13 protein-coding genes are annotated in these 15,851 nt (G+C 64.9%); 10 read left to right on the plus strand and 3 right to left on the minus strand.

From position 1 onward, the window contains the following. Positions 1–180 precede the first annotated feature (180 nt). The 7 genes from ybaK (at position 181) to BLV07_RS11040 (ending at position 7,214) form a co-directional block, all read left to right on the plus strand. Complete coding sequence (gene ybaK / locus BLV07_RS11010; RefSeq protein WP_091884286.1) at positions 181–654, plus strand: Cys-tRNA(Pro) deacylase; 474 nt, start codon at positions 181–183, stop codon at positions 652–654. A 165-nt stretch (positions 655–819) separates the two neighbouring features. Next, entirely contained in the window at positions 820–1,710 is an 891-nt protein-coding gene (locus BLV07_RS11015) for an N-acyl homoserine lactonase family protein (RefSeq protein WP_091884290.1), read from the plus strand. A 111-nt stretch (positions 1,711–1,821) separates the two neighbouring features. After that, positions 1,822–2,769, plus strand: a complete 948-nt coding sequence (locus BLV07_RS11020) for an ABC transporter ATP-binding protein (RefSeq protein WP_091884295.1) — start codon at positions 1,822–1,824, stop codon at positions 2,767–2,769. Continuing rightward, entirely contained in the window at positions 2,766–3,467 is a 702-nt protein-coding gene (locus BLV07_RS11025) for an ABC transporter permease (RefSeq protein ID WP_091884300.1), read from the plus strand. Before BLV07_RS11020 ends, BLV07_RS11025 begins: the two co-directional genes overlap by 4 nt. An 11-nt stretch (positions 3,468–3,478) precedes the next feature. Further along, the gene (locus BLV07_RS11030) at positions 3,479–5,068 is read left to right on the plus strand and encodes a Gldg family protein (RefSeq protein WP_091884305.1); all 1,590 of its coding nucleotides are present in this window, start codon (positions 3,479–3,481) and stop codon (positions 5,066–5,068) included. 38 nt (positions 5,069–5,106) lie between these two features. Further along, positions 5,107–6,126, plus strand: a complete 1,020-nt coding sequence (locus BLV07_RS11035; RefSeq protein WP_091884310.1) for a DUF4340 domain-containing protein — start codon at positions 5,107–5,109, stop codon at positions 6,124–6,126. Continuing rightward, on the plus strand, positions 6,123–7,214 hold the full coding sequence (locus BLV07_RS11040; RefSeq protein ID WP_091884314.1) for a HupE/UreJ family protein: 1,092 nt from the start codon (positions 6,123–6,125) through the stop codon (positions 7,212–7,214). The genes BLV07_RS11035 and BLV07_RS11040 overlap by 4 nt, the downstream gene beginning before the upstream one ends. Before the next feature lie 6 nt (positions 7,215–7,220). Here BLV07_RS11040 and BLV07_RS11045 read toward each other — a convergent pair whose 3' ends face one another. Continuing rightward, on the minus strand, positions 7,221–7,904 hold the full coding sequence (locus tag BLV07_RS11045) for a GntR family transcriptional regulator (RefSeq protein WP_091884318.1): 684 nt from the start codon (positions 7,902–7,904) through the stop codon (positions 7,221–7,223). Between the two features lie 151 nt (positions 7,905–8,055). On the opposite strand from BLV07_RS11045, the gene tcuA reads away from it, so the two are divergent. The 3 genes from tcuA to tcuB are packed head-to-tail and all read left to right on the plus strand — an operon-like array spanning position 8,056 to position 11,608. Further along, positions 8,056–9,447, plus strand: a complete 1,392-nt coding sequence (gene tcuA, locus BLV07_RS11050) for an FAD-dependent tricarballylate dehydrogenase TcuA (RefSeq protein ID WP_091884323.1) — start codon at positions 8,056–8,058, stop codon at positions 9,445–9,447. A 27-nt stretch (positions 9,448–9,474) separates the two neighbouring features. Then, positions 9,475–10,503: an alpha/beta hydrolase gene (locus BLV07_RS11055; RefSeq protein ID WP_091884328.1), complete on the plus strand. Its 1,029-nt coding sequence runs from the start codon at positions 9,475–9,477 to the stop codon at positions 10,501–10,503. Positions 10,504–10,507: 4 nt separating this feature from the next. Then, positions 10,508–11,608 (plus strand): tricarballylate utilization 4Fe-4S protein TcuB, encoded by a 1,101-nt coding sequence (gene tcuB, locus BLV07_RS11060; RefSeq protein ID WP_091884333.1) that lies wholly within the window; start codon positions 10,508–10,510, stop codon positions 11,606–11,608. A 3-nt stretch (positions 11,609–11,611) separates the two neighbouring features. Here the strand turns inward: tcuB and BLV07_RS11065 are convergent, their stop codons facing one another. Then, entirely contained in the window at positions 11,612–12,283 is a 672-nt protein-coding gene (locus BLV07_RS11065) for an esterase/lipase family protein (RefSeq protein ID WP_091884337.1), read from the minus strand. A gap of 6 nt (positions 12,284–12,289) precedes the next feature. Then, positions 12,290–15,694, minus strand: coding sequence for an acyl-[ACP]--phospholipid O-acyltransferase (locus BLV07_RS11070; RefSeq protein WP_091884342.1), 3,405 nt, complete (start codon positions 15,692–15,694; stop codon positions 12,290–12,292). Positions 15,695–15,851 lie beyond the last annotated feature (157 nt).

Below are 15,851 nucleotides of genomic sequence, written 5' to 3' on the forward strand. Positions count from 1 at the left end.
GCCGGCCTCTGGGATACTGGATCGCCCGGTCAAGCCGGGCGATGACACCGAGGCTGTGGCGTGCAAGAGTGCCCGCATCGTCATTGCAAGCGCAGCGAAGCAATCCAGACCGTCTCTCCGGCGGGATTCTGGATTGCTTCGTCGCTTCGCTCCTCGCAATGACGGTGGTAAACGTGACTCATGTCCAAAGTCACCCCCGCCACGCGCGCGCTTGAAGCCGCCGGAGTTGCCTTCACCGTTCACACTTATGACTACGATCCCGACGCTGCGAGCATCGGCCTTCAGGCTGCCGCCGCGCTGGGTGAAGACCCGGCGCGCGTGTTGAAGACGCTGATGGCCTTGGTGGACGGCAAGCCGGTCTGCGTGGTCGTCCCGTCCGACCAGGAAGTCTCCATGAAGAAGCTCGCCGCAGTCGTGAGCGGCAAGTCGGCGCAGATGATGAAGCCGCTCGAGGCCGAGCGCGTCACCGGCTACAAGGTCGGCGGCATCAGCCCGTTCGGGCAGCGCAAGCCGGTGCGCACTGTGATCGACCGGCGGGCCATGACGCAGGAACAGATGTATCTCAACGGGGGCCAGCGCGGGTTACAGGTGCGGCTCAAGCCGGACGATGCGCGCGAGGTCCTCAAGGCAGTCGTGGCCGACGTGATCGCCTGACCACGCAGGCGGTCGCACGCGCCATCAGTTGCGGTGCACAAACGCGGCGTCTTGCAGGTTGAATTTGTTGCGGGCTCGCGTGCATTGAGCCTGCACAGCATCATTAGACTATGGTAGGGTACGACATCCGCGGAAAAAAAGTGCGTCGAAAACAGGGAGGACGACATGCGGGTGATTGCGTCGAAGGTCCTTGGCTCGCTGGCCGCAGGACTTTTTTTTATGTCCGGTGCCGTGATGTCCGCGGAGCCGCCGAAGGAGATGAAGCTCTACGTCTTCTCGTCGGGGGCGCTCAATCTCGACAAGTCGATCATTCAGAATGGCAGTAGTGGCAAGGTCCAGATCCCGGTCGGCTTCTTTCTGATCCGGCATCCAAAGGGCGACGTGCTGTTCGACTGCGGCAACAACGACCGCATCATCAAGGATCCCGACTATTGGGGCCCGTTCGTGAAGGCGCTTGACCCCGGCCGTTCGCCCGACATCGCCATCGACGCCCAGCTTGCCAAGATCAACGTCAAGCCGTCCGATATCAAATATGTCGTGCTCGGCCATTTCCACGTCGATCACGCCGGCAACATTGGAAAATTCCTGGACTCGACCTTCGTGTTCCAGCGTGACGAGATCAGGAACGCGTTCTGGCCGGCGCCGGGCTATGCAACCTTCTTCATCTCGGACGACTTCGCCATGCTGCGCAACAGCGTCGGCGGCGGCATGCCGGCCAAGTACAAGACAATCGAGCTCGACGGCGATCTCGATCTGTTCGGCGACAACAGCGTCTTCATCCATCGCACCGTCTCGCACACGCCCGGAAGCCAGATCCTGGTGGTGCGGCTGCCGAAGACCGGAACAGTGGTGCTGACCAGCGACGCCATCTATCTCCAGGAGAATCTGGATAAGAACATCCTGCCGAGCATCGGCAGCGTCTATGATCCGGTCGGCATGCTCGATGCCTATGCCTGGGTGAAGCGGGTGCGCGACACAGAGGGCGCCGACATCATCTACGCCCACGATCCCGACGTGTTCAAGGCGCACAAGCACTCGCCCGAATTCTACGAGTGATCGGTCGCGACATCGGGTCATCTCGTGCAAGTCGTTATCCCGGGTCCCTGTGCCCGGGATTCCGTTCGGTACTCCGAGGGAGTGCCCGCCAGAGGGGTGTCTAAACTCTCCATGCTTCCGGCTGTCTCTCCGGTCGTTGTCGCCGAGCGCGTAACAAAATGGTACGGGCCGCGGCGCGCTGTCGCCGACGTCTCGTTTTCCATCGCGCCGGGCGAGATCGTCGGACTGCTCGGGCCGAATGGATCCGGCAAGAGCACGATCTTCCGTATACTTACGGGCTATCTGGTTCCGACGAGCGGGCGCATTGCGGTCGCCGGCCACGACGTGGTTGAGGATTCCATCGGTGTGCGCCGCGCCATCAGCTACGTGCCGGAAGATGCGCCGCTCTACGACCACATGCGGGTCGGCGAATTCCTGCATTTTATGGCGGGGCTCAAAGGCCTGCACGGGGCGAAGGCGAGGGCCGCGGTCGACGAGGCGGCCGAGCGGCTCGACCTTGTGCGCGTCATGAAGCTGACGGCCGGCAAATTATCGCGCGGCTTCCGCCAGCGTGTCTCGATCGCGCAAGCACTCTTGGGCGATCCAGACGTTCTGGTGCTGGACGAGCCGACCAGCGGGCTCGATCCTCATCAGGTGATCGCCGTACGCGACCTGATCCAGTCGCTGGCCGGACGGCACACCGTGCTCATGGCCTCGCACATCCTGCCCGAGATCGAGAAGATTGCTTCGCGGGTGATGATCCTGCTCGATGGCGTGCTGCTGGCATCCGATGCATTGAAGGATGCCGCGCCCGATCTCCGGCTTCGCTTGTCGGCGGATGCGTCGCTCGAATCCATTCGCGCTGCGGCTGCTGCGGTCGCCGGCGTGCGCGACATCGTCGCCGCTGCCGATGGAGGTGGGCGCTTTCTCGTTGTGGCGGATCGGCGTCCTGCACTTGCCGCCGACCTCCTGTCCGCGCTGGTCGGTGCGCAAATTGCGGTGCGTGAGCTGACCGAGCTGCGGCCCGACCTCGAGCGGGTGTTTCTCGACCTCACCCGCCAGCCGGAGGCGGCCGCATGAGAAGCTTCGCCGTGCTGCTGGGCAAGGAAGCGACGGCGCTGTTCTCTTCGCCGATCGCCTACGTGCTGATGACCGTGTTCCTGCTGATCATGGGCTATAGCTTCACGCTGACGCTGTTCCTCAGCCATCAGCCGAGCATGGTGCACGTCTTTTTCCAGATGTTCGTGCTGTTCATGCTGACCGCGCCGCTGATCACCATGCGCCTGTTCGCGGAGGAGCGGAAGCTCAAGACGCTGGAGGTGCTGCTGACCGCCCCTGTCTCCGAGGTCGCCATCGTGCTTGCGAAATTTCTCGCCGCGATGAGCCTGATCGTGGTCATGCTTGTGCTGTCGGGGGCCTACGCGGCCGCGCTCGCCTGGTTCGGCGATCCGGATTTCGGCCCGATCTACAGCGGCTATTTCGGCCTCTTGCTGTTCGGCTCGGCGCTGATCGGCGCGGGGCTGTTGGCCTCGGCGTTGACGGCAAACCAGGTGATCGCAGCGCTGATCTCGCTCAGTGTGTTCCTCCTGCTCTGGATCATCGACAATTTCGGCTGGCTGCTGCCGAGCCCGTTCGACACGCTGGTGGTGAACCTGTCGCTCTCGGTCCATTTCCGTCCCTTTGCCGTCGGCTCGGTCTACCTGTCCGACGTGGGCTTCTTCCTCAGCGTCACGCTGCTGACGCTGCTGTTGACGGTCCGCGCGCTGGCGCGGCGGTGAGAGGCAACCGAATGACCGGCCCAGCCAGATCGAACGTCGCGCTGCTCGTCCTGGCGGCCGGAGCGATCATCTGTGGCGCACTCGGCTTTGCCGGACTCGGCGAGACGTCCACGAACATCTTGCTGTTCATGGCCTGCGGTCTCACCTTGCTCGCACTCTTCATCGTCGCGATCAGGCTGCCGTTGCGCAGCGGCGGTTCGGCCTGGCTCGCGAACACGTCGATCGTCCTTGCCGCCATCGCCGTCGTGATCGGCGCCAACGTTGCGCTCTATCGCCATGATTTGCACTTCGACGTCAGCCGCGAAGGGCGCAACACGCCGCCGCAGCAGCTCACCGATGTGATCGCGCAATTGCGCGTCCCGCTGTCCCTGACCTATTTCTACAATGCGGGCGATGCAAATGCAGTCAATGTCAAGGAATTGGTTCAGACCGCCGCGCGCAATCATCCGCTGTTCGCGTTCCGCGCCATCGATCTCGACAAGGAGCCAGGCCTTGCCCGCGATCTCGGCGTTCGCGCCTACAATACCGCGGTGCTCCAGGCCGAGGATCGCAAGGTCCTGGTCGAGAACGTCATTGATCCCGCCCGCATCGGCTATGCCGCGTTACGGGTGCTGCGCAAGCGCGTAGAGACTGTGTGCTTCGTCACCGGTCACGGCGAGACGTTTCGGCCGCTGCCATCGCATTTCCATTTCAGCCATGTCGAGACGCTGAAGGGGCACGAGACGCCCGGCGCCGGCGACGTGCTGGAGGCGGCGCCCGAAGCGCTCGATAGGCTTCAACTCGCGTTGAACCAGATCGGCTTCGAGATGCGCGAGCTCGTCACGGCGACTGCCTCCAAGATCCCGTCGGACTGCTCGGTCGTCGCCGATGTCGGCCCACGCACCGCCTTTTCCGCTGACGAGGCGGCGCTGCTTGGCGACTATGTCGGAGGAGGGGGCCGGCTTCTGCTGCTGATTGATCCGCTGTCGGAGGTCAACGGCGATTTCGAGCGCCTGCTGCTGAGGCCTGTCGGCTTGTCGACCGAGGCGGCGATCGTGATCGATCCCCTCAATCATTTCCGCACCGACGCGGACAAGGTCGCGGTCCCCTATTATCCGCCGCATCCGATCACCCGGCGCCTGGCGTTGACCGTGTTTCCGCAAGTCCGGCCGCTCGGGGTGGCGCAGCCGCCAAGCGGCGTAAGCACGATCGTCCTCGCGGCCAGCAGTCAGGACAGCTACCTGCGTTCGCCCAGGACTGTTGCCGCTGCGAGCGATGGGGCGGCAACAGGGACCCGCAGTGCCCAGCCGCTCGCGATTGCTCTCGAGGGGACCTGGCCGGGCGGCGCGCCAGACAAGCGCTTCCGCATGGTCGTGGCCGGGACCAGCAAGTTCGCGAGCAACGAATATTTCCCCTATGTCTCCAACGGCGAGCTGTCGCTCGCCACGCTACGCTGGCTCGCCGAGGATGATCACTCGCCAAGTGTCGCGCCGCAGACCTTCAAGCTGCCGGAGATCGTGTTGACCAGCGGCCAGATGCGCGACACCTTCATTGTGCTGGAAGTGCTGTTGCCGCTGAGCACGGCCTTGTTCGGTGTTGCGATGTGGTGGAGGCGGCGGTGAGGGCCGGGGCGGCCGGAGGCGGGACGGCCCGATGGCTGATGCCGCTCCTGGCTGCGGTGCTGGTGGCGCTCCTCGGGCTGCTGGTCCTCAGCGGAGAATGGCCGGCGCTGCGCAGCAAGGTCGCATTCGCACCCAAGGGCCTCCTGACTCTCACGCCGGCCGACGTTCGGAGAGTGGAGATCCGTTCGGATGGTGACAGCGTCGTCCTGCTTCGCAGGGAAGGCGCATGGGCGATCGAGGGGCTGGATGGCACCATGCCGGCTGAGCTCAGGACGCATCTCGAGACGGCGCTGCGGCTCGCCGCGGTAAGCGAGCCGGCGCGCGAAATCCCCGCCGGCGAGCTCAGCCCGGCAAGCTTCGCGGGCTTCGGTCTGGACCCACCCGCAACCGTCGCGGTCATCGAGGCCGTCGACGGTACGGCGACGTCGGTGAATGTGGGCGTGCTGAATCCGGCGAATACGTCGCACTATGTCCGGGTCAGCGGCCGCCCCGCCGTATACCTGATGCCGCGCCATGTCGGCGAGGAGTGGCGCGTCACCTTCGACATGATACGCCGCCTGCGCGGTCCGGCCGGCGCCGATGCGGCGAGCCGCGGCAAGAGCCTGTTGCTGCCGGTATCGATGGCGCAGGTCTGGGCGCTCGAGATCGTCTTCGCCGGCAAGCTCACCCGTTTCGAGCGCGATGCCGGTGGCAATTGGTTCCGCCATCTCGGTCAGCACAATCATGCCGCCGGTAATGTCGTCCATGTCGCCGATCCCGAGCAGGCCCGCATCATCGATGGAGCGCTGCGTGCGTTCGATGCCGCTGCGGTCGAGACGCGGATTGGCGCTGCCGATCCGTCGCAATTGGCGCGGTACGGCCTCAATCTGCCGAGCCTGATCGTTCTGGTCTTCGCGCGCGACGCGGCGGCGCCGCTCGCAAGGCTCGAATTCGGCGCCTCCGCCGACAGTCTCGATCGTTACGCGCGGCTCGCGCCCGACGGCGCCGTGGTCACGGTGGCCGAGTTCGAGATGCGCCGGTTGACGGAGCTGCTGCGCGCGGTCGGAGCGGGATCATGATGCGAGCGCGCCTGGCGCTGCTCGGCATGATTCTGCTCGGCATCGGCATGCCGGCGTGGGCACACCAGGTCAATCTGTCGACCGCACGTGTGGCACTGACCGCCGCTCGCGCCGTGACCATCGAGGTGGCACTCAAGGGTAGCGACGTCGACCGGCTTGTCGGTACGAAGGTCTATGACCCGAAGCAAGATGCGGTCGATCCGGCCGCGGTCGAAACGGCCGCGGCATCGATCCTGACCTATGTGCGATCACATCTCGCGGTAACCGGCGCCGGCGGCACGGCGTGCTCGGCCGGGACTGCCGCGATCCTGGCGGACGGCGACGGCATCATCTATCGCAACAGTTTCGACTGTGCCGCCGTGGCCGGTGACATCGTCTATCGCTCCACCGTCCTGACCGAGAGGGATCCCACCGCGCGTCAGGTGGTGCTGGTCGCGCAGAATGGGACCGAGGCGCAGGCGCTGCTCGATTCTGGCAATACCACGGTCACGCTGTCCACCCCCGCGCCGCCGCTGTGGTCGACGATGCAGCGCTATCTCCTCACCGGCATCGAGCACATCTTTCTCGGCTACGATCACGTCGCCTTCCTGATTGCCGTCGTGCTGTGGGCGCGTCGGCTTATTCCCATCATCAAAATCGTCACCGCCTTCACCATTGCCCATTCGCTCACGCTGTCCTTGGCCGCGCTCGACGTCCTTGTCATTCCGAACCGGATCGTGGAGCCGGCGATCGCCGCCTCGATCGTCTTCGTTGCCGTGGAGAATTTCTTTTCGCGCGACATCGACAAGCGCTGGCGCGTGACCTTTCTGTTCGGGCTGATCCACGGCTTTGGTTTCGCCGGTGCGCTTCAGGAGATCGGGCTGCCGCCGAACGCGGTGGTGCCGGCGCTCGCCGCCTTCAACATTGGCGTCGAGATCGGGCAGGTCGCGATCGTTTCGATCGTGCTGCCGCTGCTTGGCCTGGTCGATCGGCTGTTTGCAGCCGACCGGACGAAGCCAGTGCGAGCTGCGAGGCTGGTCTATGCTGTCTCCGCGGCAATCAGCCTGCTCGGCGGCTACTGGCTGCTGACGCGCGTCTTCGAGGCGTGATCCGCGCTACTGCTTCTGCAGCAGCTTGAGCCGGCAGCGTAGCGCTTCACGGATGTGTGCACGCGCAAGCTGCTCGGCCCTGTCGCCGTCGCGCGCGGCGATGGCCTCGATGATGGCCCGATGTTCGCCGTGGCTGGTTGAAGGACGGCCGGTCACCGTAAAGGTGGTCGGGCCGAGCAGGGCGATCCAGTCCTGCAATTCCCGCGAAGCGTTGTCGAGATAGCGGTTGCGCGCGGCGCGGCAGATGGCTTCGTGGAAGGCGCGATTGAGCCTCGCCATCTCCGCCGCGTCGCTCTCCGGCACCTCGACAAAGGCTTGCTCGATATCGCGGAGTGCGTCGATCTCCGTGGCGGAGGCGTGTGCGGCGGCGAGGCGCGCAGCCGCGCCTTCCATGATCTCACGCATGGCGTAGAGCTCGAGCACCTCTGATATGTTGAGGCTGCGCACGATCAGCCCGCGGCCGCCGGCCGGCTCGACGAAGCCGCGTGCCGCGAGCCGGCCGAGGGCTTCGCGAACCGGGGTGCGGCTGACCTTCAACCGCTGCGCAACCTCTTCCTCGCGCAGGCGGTCGCCGGCGCGGTAGCTGCCGGCCTGAAGCGCCTCGCAGAGCGAGCGGAACACGGCTTCGCCGAGCGCGACACCGCCGCCGCGCGCGATCGTTCCGCCTGTCTTTGCCGGACGTCTGGCCATTGTTCCCCAATGCGCATCCGGCCCATGCGAAGACGCCGCTTGCGTCGTCTATGTATATCTTTGTATACAAAGGTACGCAACAGCGCCCTGGTTGGGCATGGTCGCTGACGGACAGAATGTCTCTAATCTCGCGTGCCAGCGGGCAGACGGTATGGGCAGCAAGTACGATGTGCTGGTGATCGGCGGCGGCAACGCCGCTCTGTGCGCAGCGATCGCCGCGCGGCGCGGTGGAGCGTCGGTGCTGGTGCTTGAGGGTGCGCCAAAGTTCTATCGCGGCGGTAACACGCGCCACACCCGCAACATGCGCTGCGCGCATGATGCGGCCACCGAAATCCTGACCGGCCCCTACACCGAGGAGGAGTTCTGGGAGGATCTGCTGCGCGTTACCGGCGGGCAGACCGACGAGGTGCTCGCCCGTCACATGATCCGGGAGTCCAAGGACATTTTGAACTGGATCGTGGAGCAGGGCGTGCGCTGGCAGCCGTCGCTCGGCGGCACGCTGAGCCTCGGCCGCACCAACTCGTTCTTTCTCGGCGGCGGCCGGGCGATGCTGAATGCGCTGTATCTCACGGCCGAGCAGCTGGGCGTCGAGGTCGAATACGATGCCGAAGTCATCGACCTCGTGATCGAGGACGGCATGTTCCTCGCCGCGCGCCTCAAGCGGCCGATCAACGGCAAGACCGAGATCCGCGCCACCTCGCTGGTCGCGGCGGCCGGCGGGTTCGAGGCCAACATCGAATGGCTGAAGCAATATTGGGGCGAGGCCGCCGACAATTTCCTGATCCGGGGCACGCCCTACAACCGCGGCTCGATCCTGAAGATGCTGCTCGACAAAGGCGTGCAGGAGGTCGGCGATCCCACCCAGTGCCATGCGGTTGCGATCGACGCCCGCGCGCCAAAATTCGACGGCGGCATCATCACTCGCCACGACTCCGTCGTGTTCGGGATCGTCGTCAACAAGCATGCGCAGCGCTTCTATGACGAGGGCGAGGACATCTGGCCGAAGCGCTACGCGATCTGGGGCCGGCTGGTCGCGGCGCAGCCCGACCAGATCGCCTACATCATCTTCGACTCGACCGTGGTCACGAGTTTCATGCCGACGCTGTTTCCGCCGATCGCCGGGCAGACCGTGGCGGAGCTCGCCGGCAAGCTGGAGCTCGATCCGGCGGCGCTGGAGAAGACCATCACCGAGTTCAATGCCGCGGTGCGGCCCGGCACCTTCGATCACACCATCCTGGACGATTGCCGCACCGAGGGCATCACGCCGCAGAAGACCCATTGGGCGCGGCGGATCGAGACGCCGCCTTATCTCGCCTATCCGGTGCGGCCCGGCATTACCTTTACCTATCTCGGCACGCGCGTGAACAAGGAGGCGCGCATGCTGATGGCCGACGGCAAGCCATCGGGCAACATGTTCGCGGCCGGCGAGATCATGGCCGGCAACGTGCTCGGCAAGGGTTATGCCGCCGGCATGGGCATGACCATCGGCAGCGTGTTCGGGCGGATCGCTGGACGGGAAGCGGCACGCCAGGCCAAGAACTAGAATGAAGAAAAGACTTAAGGAGACACCATGTCACGCATTGCCATCGCTTCGATCACGGCTCTGCTGATCCTGGGCCACGCCCGCGCAGCGGAGCCTATCACCCTGCGCGACATGGGTTCGTTCCATGTCGGTGGGCGTCTCGTCGAAATCTCCGGCAAGCCGGTGAAGGAGGTCGTGTTCACGCCCGGCGGCGTGCCGGCCAAGGTCGATCCGAACGGCACCTATCAGGTCGAACAGATGTATGTGCAATACTTCCTGCCGGCAAACGAGAAGGGGGCCTATCCGCTGCTGATGTGGCACGGCGGCGGGCTGACCGGCGTCACCTACGAGACCACGCCTGACGGACGCGAAGGCTGGCTGAATTATTTTCTGCGCAAGGGGTGGGCGGTCTATAATTCCGACGCGGTGGAGCGCGGGCGCGCAGGCTGGGCGCAATACCCCGACATCTTCAAGGGCGAGCCGGTCTTCCTCACCACGGCCAATCCGTTCGAGCGTTTCCGCATCGGCGATGGTCCGAACTCCTACGACCCCGATCCCGCCAAGCGAAAGCTGTTGCCGGGCAACCAGTTTCCGGTCGAGGGCTACGACAATTTCGTCAAGCAGAACGTCCCGCGCTGGACCACGACTGACGATGCGGCCATCGCCGCCTATATCGCCGAGATCGATCGCGTCGGTCCCTCGGTGATCCTATTCCACAGCCAGGCCGGCAGCTTCGGCTTCAAGGTCGCGCAAGCCCGGCCCGACAAGGTCAAAGCGTTGATTGCGATCGAGCCGGCCGGCATCGGCGATCTCGCCAAGGCGGATGTGCTGAAGAACATTCCAACCCTCATCATCTATGGCGACTATATCGAGCGCGATTCGCGCTGGCCCAAGATCCGTGCCAACGGCATCGCCTTTGCAGACGCCATCAAGGCGGCCGGCGGCAGCGTCGACGTCGTCGATCTCCCGCAGGCGGGCATCAAGGGCAATTCGCATATGGTGATGATGGACAAGAACAACCTCGAGGTCGCAGGCCTGATCCAGAAATGGCTCGAAGCAAAGGGCCTGACGAAGTAAAGCCATGCACGGAACCAGAATTTTGGACGAAGCCGACCGTCTGATGACAGTCTGCAATTCCTGCCGCTACTGCGAGGGCCTGTGCGCGGTGTTTCCGGCCATGGAGATGCGCCGCGCCTTCTCCGACGGTGATCTCAACTATCTCGCCAATCTCTGCCATGCCTGTGGCGCCTGCTATGTCGACTGCCAGTTCTCGCCGCCGCATGAATTCAACGTCAACGTTCCGAAGACGCTGGCAATTGCGCGCGCCGAGTCCTACGCGGCCTATGCCTGGCCGCGGGCGCTATCCGGCACATTTGCCCGGAACGGCCTCGTCATCAGCATCATCGCCGCGCTCAGCATGGCCGTCTTCATCCTCGGCTTCGCCGCCTTGAACGACCGCAGCGTACTGTTCGGCGTGCACACCGGCTCCGGCGCGTTCTACAGGCTGATGCCGCACAATGCGATGGCCGCGCTGTTCAGCGCCGCCTTCCTTTATGCGATCTTTGCTCTCGTCCTGAGCGTGCGCGCCTTCTGGCGTGACATCGGTCCACCGATTGGCGGCCGCGCCGACGGCGGCTCGATCTTTCAGGCGATCCGCGATGCCGGCGAGCTGCGCTATCTCCATGGCGGCGGCGTCGGCTGCTACAACGAAGACGACAAGCCAACCGATCGGCGCAAGCTCTATCACCACCTGACCTTCTACGGCTTCCTGCTGTGCTTTGCCGCGACCTCGGTCGCCACGCTGTATCACTATCTGCTCGGGCGCGAGGCGCCATATCCGTGGTGGGACCTGCCGGTCGTGCTGGGCACGCTCGGCGGCATCGGCCTGATCATCGGGCCGATCGGCCTGTTCTGGGCCAGGATGCGACGCGATCCGGCGTTGCTCGACGAGAGTCGCTACGGCATGGATGTCGGCTTCATCGCCATGCTGTTTCTGACCGGCATCACAGGCATGGCACTTCTGCTCCTGCGCGAGACCTCTGCGATGGGGCCACTGCTGGCGCTGCATCTCGGCGCGGTGTTCGCGCTGTTCATCACTATGCCCTATGGCAAGTTCGTGCACGGCATCTATCGCTTTGCGGCGCTGGTGCGTTATGCGCAGGAGCGGCGGATGGCGGCGTGACCGTTACCCCGGCTGAAAGCGGCTGTCGCGCAGGAAGGCGATCGTCTGTTCGATTGCAACGGCGTGGCGCGGAAGCCCGGTATGGGACGCCTTCACGACGATGTGGTCCGCCATGCCGGCGAGCATTGCGCTTTGCACCGACACCCGCCCGTCATTCGGCTTCGGCAGGACGAAGAGGCCGGCGACGGGATCAATGAAGCGGTTTCCCGCGATGACGCCGACGGGATAGTCCACGGGCGGCAGCACGCCCGGCTGGGTCGCCGGCGTGGTGAGCTCCAGCCCGGCGGGCCCATAGAATGCGCGGTAGAGCCGAGATCCGCTCAAGAGATCGGCGACCTCGCTGCCGCCATTCGGCGTGCCCAGCATCACGATGCCGCCAAGGCGGGGCGGCCGGTATCTTGCGATGTAGGCTCGCGCGACGAGACCGCCCATTGAATGCGCGACGAAGTGCAGCGGCGCGCTTCGTTCAGTGAAGCGCGCGATTGCCGGGTGGATATCGTCCGCAAGCGCTGCGATTGGCTTCTTGCGGCTGGCATAGTCGATGTTGAGCGTCGCGAACCTGCTTGCCTGGAGCGCCCGTTCCAGCTTCCTCAGGGAAGCAGAGGTCCGCGCGATGCCATGAAGCAAAACCACTCCCGGGCAGCGCGCCTCGCCTGTTTGGGGCGCCCCGTGCATCTCTCGTTAAGCCACCTCGCGCTCCGGTGCCGACGCTTGCTCGCGGGCCATCGTCGTTGCCGTGACGTAGTCGGTCTTGCCGGTGCCGAGCAGCGGCACCTTGTCGACCACCATGATCGCCGCTGGAACGGTCAGCTCGGACGCGCCGATCGCCTTGGCCTGGCCCTGCATCGCGCTGCGCTCGGCGTTCTTCTCCGTTGTCAGCAGTACGATGCGCTCGCCCTTGCGCTGGTCGGGGATCGACACGGCGACCGATGCGGCCTGCGGCCACAGCGTCGTCGCGATGCTCTCGACCGCCGACAGCGAGACCATTTCGCCCGCGATCTTGGCAAAGCGCTTGGCGCGGCCCTTGATGGTGATGAAGCCGGCCGCGTCGATCGACACGATGTCGCCGGTGTCGTGCCAGCCCTCGGCGAGCGGCTCAAGCACGCCGGGATTTTCGGCCCGCAAATATCCGAGCATCACGTTCGGTCCGCGCACCGAGAGGCGACCGCCGTCCTCGATGCCGGGCACCGGATCGAGCCTGCCTTCCATCAGCGGCGACAGGCGGCCGACGGTGCCGGGACGATTGGCCATCGGCGTGTTCATCGCCAGCACCGGCGCCGTCTCGGTGACGCCATAGCCTTCGAGGATGCGGATGCCGTAGCGCTCCATGAACACCTGACGCGTCCGATCCTTGACCGCTTCGGCACCGGCGATGACGAGGCGCAGGGTGCGGAAGTCGTAGGCATGTGCCGAGCGCGCATAGCCGGTGAGGAACGTGTCGGTGCCGAACAGAATCGTGGCGCCGGTCTGATAGATCAGCTCAGGCACGATCCGGTAATGCAGCGGCGAGGGGTACATGTAGATCGGAATGCCCGCCAGCAGCGGCATCATCATTCCGCCGGTCAGGCCGAAGGAGTGGAACACCGGCAGCACGTTGAACACCTTGTCATTGGCATTGGCATCGACCCGCGCCAGCGCCTGCGCCGCGTTGGCGAGGATGTTGCGATGGGACAGCACCACGCCCTTGGGCGTGCCTTCCGAGCCCGACGTGAACAGCACGACGGCCGGATCATTCGCCTGGCGGGTGACGCGCGGCGCGGTGCCGGCGAGCAGGCCCTTGATCTTGTCGGCGGCACTGATCGAGGCGCGAACGTCCTCGAGATAGACGATTCGAGCCTCCGTGGAGATCGCGGCCATCAGCTTGTCAAGCTTGCCTTTTTCGATGAACGCCTTCGAGGTCAGAACGGTCTTGACCTGCGCGGCCTTCATGGCGGCGAGGACGTTGACCGGACCGGCGGAGAAATTGAGCATCGCCGGCACCCGGCCGATGTTTTGCAGCGCCATGAAGACGACGGCGACGCCCGCCGAGTTCGGCAGCAGCACGCCGACATTCTCGCCGGCCGTGGTGCCGGCTTCGAGCTTGCGGCTCAGGACCTGCGCGCCGAGGATCAGCTTGCGGTAAGTCAGCTTGGTGCCGAGCGCGTCTTCGATGATGACCTTGCCGGTGTCGCGATCGCGATAGGCATGCCCGAGCGCTTCGAACAGCGTGTGATCGAGCATGGCATTCTTGACGAGGGCGTCGATCATCACGTCCTGGAGCGCGCTGCCGGCGGCGTTGCGGCGCGCCTTGCCCTTCAGAGCCGGATCGACCGGAAGCTTGACGGGCGGCAGGATGGTGACCGTCACCCGCGGGAACCAGGAGCGCTTGATCTGGCTGCTGTTGAGATAGCTGAGATGGGAGCGCTGCGCGCCTTCGATGCGGACCGGCACGACCACGGCGTCGGCCTTGTCCGCGATCATCGCGGTGCCGTCATAAACCTTCATCAGCGAGCCGGAGACGGTGATGCGTCCTTCCGGAAAAATGACCACCGGCTCGCCGGCAGCGACGAGCTTGATCAGGTCGCGCGCAGCCAGCGGCTTGGTCGGATCCATGGTGTAGTGCTTGACCACGCGCAGGAACGGCTTGGCCCACCAGGCCTTGGAGATGCCGGTATCAACCGCGAAGCTGGCGTCGATCGGCAGCACGGCATGCAGCAGCGGGCCGTCGATCAGGCTGACATGGTTGGGCGCGATCAACATGCGGGTGCCTGATGGAGGCAGGTTCTCGAGCCCGCGCACCTCGGTGCGGAACAGTGCACGGAACAGCAGTCCGCCGAAGTCGCGCACGCCTTCCTTGCCCCACTTGGTCAGCACGAACCACACCGCGCCGAAGCTCGCGACGCCGAGGCCGAAGAAGATCCAGCCGACATGCAATCCGCCCGCCTGCAACAGCGCGACGAACAGCGAGCCGACCACCATGAAGGCGGCCTGCAGTACATTGCCGGCGGCGATGATGCGGGCGCGCTCGGATGGAGCCGACCAGGCTTGAACAGCCGCAAATGAGGGAACGACAAACAAGCCACCGCCGAATGCAAAGGCGACGAAGTCGATCATCATGCGCAGGCCCGCGAACGAGGTCGCGAAACCGGCCGCGGTGATGTCCTGACCCTTGGTGGTCACGGCGATGGCCCAGGCGAGATCGAGGCCCGAACATCCCATGATGATGGCGCCGATCGGCACCAGTGCGAGGTTCGGGCGAACGTGGCTCAGGCTGGCGGCGAACAGCGAGCCGATGGCGATGCCGATCGCGAAGATCGCAAGACACAGCGTCACCACGCCCTCGGTGCCACCCACGACGTCCTTCACCAGCGCCGGCAGCAGCGACAGCACAATGGCGCCGACCAGCCAGAACCAGGAGACGATCACGGTGCCATCCCACAGCCGGTGGTCGGCATGCAACGTTTTGAGGAGGCTGAGCGTCGAGGTCCAGGGATTGGCGGTGACGGGCAGTTCGGGCGCAGACGGCGTGGTCGCGGGAATGCGGGAGGCGAAGGCCCAGGACAACAGGGCCAGCACGACCACGGCCGATGCGACCCAGCCCATATGCGCGGAGCCGGCCACGAACTGGCCGCCGGCGACGGTGCCGAGCAGGATAGCCATGAAGGTCGCGCCTTCGACCAGCGCGTTGCCGGTCGCGAGCTCGCCGAGCTCGAGCTGGTCCGGCAGCATGGAATATTTCACCGGGCCGAACAGGGCGGCGATGATGCCGAACAGCGCGAGCGCTGCGAACAGCAGCGGCACCGAATGCAGGAAGAAGCCGGCGGCAGCAAAACAAGCGGCGAAGATCTCGGCGAATTTGAGCCGCCTTGCGACGACGGACTTGACGTATTTGTCGGCAAGCTGGCCGCCGAGCCCGGACAGGATGAAATAAGGGAAGATGAAGACGGCGCCTGCCACCGTCACCAGGGCATCGCCGTGGCCGGTCGCGGCACTGTAAAGCAGGATGATGACGAGTGCGTTCTTGAGCACGTTGTCATTGAGCGCCGAGAAGAATTGCGCCCAGAAAAGTGGCGCGAAGCGGCGTGACGACATCAATTCCCTGATCATGACTAGTCCTGTTTTGAAAAAGGCAGCCTGAGGTTCGTTACGTTGTCTGTGAAGCATCACGACCGGAAGGGTGTGGGACGAACGATTGCAGGGTGACGACGGTTACCGGCCTGCTTTGTGCCCTCGATCCCTCCGATCCTGTTGGTCTCCAAGTGGT

It is taken from the genome of Bradyrhizobium sp. Rc2d (assembly GCF_900099855.1).
Taxonomy (GTDB): domain Bacteria; phylum Pseudomonadota; class Alphaproteobacteria; order Rhizobiales; family Xanthobacteraceae; genus Bradyrhizobium.